This window comes from Dolichospermum sp. UHCC 0259, from assembly GCF_009711935.1.
Lineage (GTDB): Bacteria > Cyanobacteriota > Cyanobacteriia > Cyanobacteriales > Nostocaceae > Dolichospermum.
Window position 1 is genome coordinate 1 of the sequence record NZ_VIKX01000038.1, and the last position, 4626, is coordinate 4626.

General features: G+C 37.4%; 5 protein-coding genes and 1 pseudogene. 2 read left to right on the forward strand and 4 right to left on the reverse strand.

The annotated features are described in order from the left end of the window. Window positions 1-207: hypothetical protein (locus tag FJR05_RS26815; RefSeq protein ID WP_217385512.1), on the forward strand; the 207-nt coding region annotated here is incomplete at its 5' end. A 20-nt stretch (window positions 208-227) separates the two neighbouring features. Next, window positions 228-581 (forward strand): hypothetical protein, encoded by a 354-nt coding sequence (locus FJR05_RS03620; protein ID WP_174783566.1) that lies wholly within the window; start codon window positions 228-230, stop codon window positions 579-581. A 271-nt stretch (window positions 582-852) separates the two neighbouring features. On the opposite strand, the pseudogene FJR05_RS27840 reads toward FJR05_RS03620, so the two are convergent. The 4 genes and pseudogenes from FJR05_RS27840 to FJR05_RS03640 all read right to left on the reverse strand — a co-directional run. Further along, window positions 853-939 (reverse strand): annotated as a pseudogene (locus FJR05_RS27840) (bacitracin ABC transporter ATP-binding protein); the annotation flags it as partial. Window positions 940-1009: 70 nt separating this feature from the next. Next, the gene (locus FJR05_RS03630) at window positions 1010-2680 is read right to left on the reverse strand and encodes a SulP family inorganic anion transporter (protein WP_168642851.1); all 1671 of its coding nucleotides are present in this window, start codon (window positions 2678-2680) and stop codon (window positions 1010-1012) included. A 738-nt stretch (window positions 2681-3418) separates the two neighbouring features. Next, window positions 3419-4255: a nitrate ABC transporter ATP-binding protein gene (locus tag FJR05_RS03635; RefSeq protein WP_168642852.1), complete on the reverse strand. Its 837-nt coding sequence runs from the start codon at window positions 4253-4255 to the stop codon at window positions 3419-3421. A 158-nt stretch (window positions 4256-4413) separates the two neighbouring features. Continuing rightward, window positions 4414-4626 (reverse strand): hypothetical protein (locus FJR05_RS03640; RefSeq protein ID WP_168642853.1); only part of this gene is annotated, 213 nt, incomplete at its 5' end.

Sequence of the window (4626 nt, forward strand, 5' to 3'; positions counted from 1 at the left end):
CCTACTTCTACCTACCCTATAAACTCTCGAAAGTGGGGGGAGAGTGAAAAACTACCTGATGAACTATTTATTAAAGTTGCAGAAGGAACTGGAAAAATTGTATTTGACAAATTAGCAAAGGGACCTAGACAAAGGACCGATAGACTTCCAAGAAGCCTGAAAACCAATGAAACTGCTGATATATATAAAGTTATATTAAGTAGGTGAACAGAAAAATTTAAAGGTATGTGAAGAAAAGTAAAATCACTCAAAACTCTCTTCCTGTTCCCTGTTCCCTGTTCCCTGTTCCCTTGCCCCAACGACAATTTTTAACGCCCACCTACTTATTAGCTATAGCTAAACTTTCCCTGGGGCTTGAAACCATTGAGTATGAACAGTTGAGATCAGTCATAAAGGAAGTCTTAACAGACGACATACCTCAAGCTCATGAAGTAACGAGGGTACTAGAGCAAATGACAAGAATTGCATCTAGTGATGAAGCTTCAACACCAGTATTAGATTGGGATAAAGAGGAGAGGAAACTTCATATTACTGATCCTTTTTTTGCCTTCTATCTGAAGTGGGGAGTTACTAATACGTAATTACAAGTCATATTTAAGTACAATTGCCATTAAAACCAAAAACTAAGGGATAATTAATGGTTACAACCCTAGCTACAGCAGAAGAGCAATTGTACTGTGATTTCTTATTATCTCAATTTACATTAAGTTTGTATAGAACTCAATTCTGTAAGGCAAGTAAATACAAAAACGCTACACTTTCTAATTTTAGAGTGGGTAAAAAATTATCAAAGTCAAATTCTTACCTTGACTCTGACTTTCAACTTTCATCGTATTAGATTATTTCACCAGCCTAACCTACATCATAATGAGCGAAACGGTTAAACAAAAAATCTAACGCATAGTTCCGCAATTGATAATATTGATGCTCTTCCATTATCTCATATCCCCGACTTATTATAAATCGGGGATTTTGTTGTTCACGACAAGTCAAGTATTGATATTAGTGGTTAGGAAATAGGGGTATTCATCTGTAAGCTATCAACTAAAGAAACAGCTTGTTGTAATGCTTCCTTCCGGTCTATCATTAGGTGATGAGGAGGTAATAAACTCAACACTCCTAAATTTTCCAACCGTTTCTTAATCTTGCCAGTTGCACCAACAATGATCACTTGACGACCTTTTTCACAAGCTTCTCTGATGGCACTTTCAATAGTTAAGGAAGCTGTTACACCCATCATAGGTACATCACTCAAATCAAGAACAATGACATCACAATCTTTGATGGCGTTATGTTCACGAGAAATCGCTTTAGAAACACCAAAAATCATCGCTCCACTTAAGTAAAATAGTAACACGCGACCATTGGCTTGATCCAATAAACTTTTTTCTTCTGGAGTCAAATCAATTGCATCGTCAGCATCACTAATAGCCTTAACTGTCTCAGACTGCATATTAGAAAGACGTTCAATGGTTAAGATGTTGGCAATAAATACACCCACACCCACAGCCACAATTAAGTCTACAAATACAGTCAAGAGTAAAACACCATACATGATGATTGAACCCTTGAGTGATACTTTGTGAGAGCGTTTTAAGAAACTCCAATCAAGAATATCAACCCCCACTTTTAGCGCGATACCAGCTAATACAGCCATCGGAATGCTTTGAGTTACACCAGCAGCACCCAAAACCACAACCAACAAGACCAAAGCACGAGTAAGACCAGATACCGCAGTTTGCGCCCCAGTTTGGATATTAACCACAGTTCCCATTGTTGCCCCAGCACCGGGTAAACCACCACATAAACCCGATACTACGTTAGCGATGCCTTGGCCAATTAATTCTTTATCAGATTTATGTTCAGTGCGGGTTAAGCTATCAGCAACCACAGCAGTTAATAGGGTATCAATACATCCTAGCATCCCCAACATTACCCCATCAACTAACATGATAGTCATGTTAGTTAATGTAAAAGTTGGCAGTTGGATTTTTGGTAACCCAGTTTCAATTACACCGATACGTTTGATATCAGCATCACCAAAAAATACCAAAGAAACAACTGTTACCACTACTAATGCAATTAACTGCGGGGGGACAACTCGCTTAACTTGTGATGGTGTTAAGTAAATAATTGCCACCGTCATCACACCCAAAATCAAAGCAATCGGGTTGATATTTCCTAATAGATTAGGTAGGTTTTGGACTATTCCTAATACTCCACCTTTGGGGCTAGGCTGTCCCATGAAAGGGGCAATTTGCAAAATAATCAAAATCACCCCAATTCCTGACATAAAGCCAGAAATTACGCTGTAGGGCATGAGGGTAATATATTTTCCTAACTTAAAGATACCAAAGATAATTTGAAATATCCCTGCTAACATGACTACGGTAAAAGCCATAGCCAAACCGTTTTCTGGGTCACGTGCTGTTAGAGAACTGATAATACCAGTAATGACTACAGTCATTGGACCTGTAGGTTCAGATATTAGAGTTGGTGTACCACCAAATAACGCAGCAAAAAAACCTACGCAGACAGCACCATAAAGACCGGCAACTGGTCCTGCACCGGAAGCTACACCGAAGGCTAAAGCTAGTGGTAGGGAGACAATGGCGGCAGTTACACCACCAAAAATATCACCGCGTAAATTGCGGAAATGAATAGTATTAGTTATTTCCATTAGTTGATGCTCAATGACAAAAAAATTGGCTGTTGACAACAGAATAAATTCTGTCTAGTTAGATCAATAATTTAGCCATAAGTAAATATCTACATTTAACTAATAGAAACTCAAATAGTTTAAATAAATTTAACTATGTTATATTTATTTATAGTGATAATTCATGGGTAGCTTTTACAAATATTTTGGGATATTGGAGCTACCTTTTCTCTCACATTAAATAACTGAATAACTCAGTTTCTATCGGGCTTATGGTGTTTACTCAAGCTAAATTTTCAAAGCTGATAAAATTCCCATGACATCTAATAACTTTTTGAAAGTTACTTTCTTAAAAAAGAATGTCGTGTTGCTAATTTATCATTAGATTTATAAAAACAAGCAAAAAAATATCTTACCTGTTTAGCTGTGATGTGTTCGCGTTTAACTGGCATTTAAAAGATTACTCTAAAAACACAGCCAGATTTTGAAAAAATATACCCTAGTGGAAACAAACTAGATATATATTCAGTCTTATTTTGGTTTTGATAAAAATATCATACAGGTTTTAGCCTTGAAAGATTAACCCTAAAGACAAATTATTAAAAAAATATTTAGATGGCATCCATAAGCTGTAACTTATATATCACTCCGATTAGTGATAAAATTGACCATAGATATAAGTTATGCTAATAATACTCAAATATCAAGGTATATTGATTTTTGTTGGGTTGCGCTTTAGCTTAACCCAACCTACATAAACTAACCTACATCATCATGAGCGAAACGGTTAAACAAGAAATCTAAAGCATAATTCCGCAGTTGATAATATTGAGGATCTTCCATAATTCTGGCACGATCTCTAGGACGAGAAAAAGGAATTTCCATCACTTCCCCAATTTGGGCATGAGGCCCATTAGTCATCATTACCAACTTATCTGCCAAAAATAAAGCTTCATCAATATCATGGGTAATCATCAAAACTGTACAACGATTATCACCCCAAATCTTCAACAATTCTTCTTGTAATTCTTCCTTGGTAATAGCATCTAACGCCCCAAAAGGTTCATCTAAAATCAACACTTTCGGACGAATAGCCAAAGCCCGCGCAATTGAAACCCGTTGTCTCATTCCTCCAGACATTTGCATAGGTTTCTTTTCCATTGCATCACCTAAACCCACCATTGCTAAATGATCTCTGACAATAGCCCGTTTTTCTGCTTCTGGCTTAGTGGGATAAACTGCATTTACAGCTAAATAAATATTTTCAAAAGCTGTTCTCCAAGGTAATAACGCATAGTTTTGAAATACAACCATTCTATCTGGACCTGGTTTTGTAATAGGTTCTCCTTCTAATAAAACTTGTCCAGTTGTCGGGAAGTTAAAACCAGAAACCATGTTTAACAAAGTTGATTTACCGCAACCAGAGTGACCGATAACGCAAAGAAATTCACCTTGTTCAACGTTGAGGTTAACACCATCAAGAACGGTAAATGGTCCATTTTTGGTGGGATAAACTTTGCAAACGTCTTTAATTTCTAGGAAAGGCTGACGGCTGATTGTGGTTGTGTTGGTAGATTTTAAGTTACGGTTTTGCATTGTTTGGTAATCGGTAGGAGGTTTCGCGCAAAGACGCTAAGAAGCAAAGACGCAAAGGAAGAAAGGATGATTTTATTAGTTTTGTGGGATGGGCATCTTGCCCGTCTTTTATATTTTTGGGCAGACAGGATGTCCACCCCACAAGATTTATTCCCCCTTTAAGCTGCGGTTTTTCTGGGGGCATCTAGAATGACTTCGGCTATGGAGAAGTCGCGTTTGATTTCTAAGTCGTTAAGATAGCTAATGGGGTCGTCGGCGTTGAAGGGTTTACCATCAAATAATTGAATGGGTTGACGGGTGTAACTGATATCTAAGCCTAGTGGTCTGTCAAGCAAAAAATTGTGAATTTGAGAGAGAATAGGGGGGCTATT

What these genes read in the sequence shown, in the direction of transcription:
- FJR05_RS03635 (WP_168642852.1), bottom strand. Translation starts at nt 4,255, where the DNA reads ATGCAAAACCGTAACTTAAAATCTACCAACACAACCACAATCAGCCGT.
- FJR05_RS03630 (WP_168642851.1), bottom strand. Translation starts at nt 2,680, where the DNA reads ATGGAAATAACTAATACTATTCATTTCCGCAATTTACGCGGTGATATT.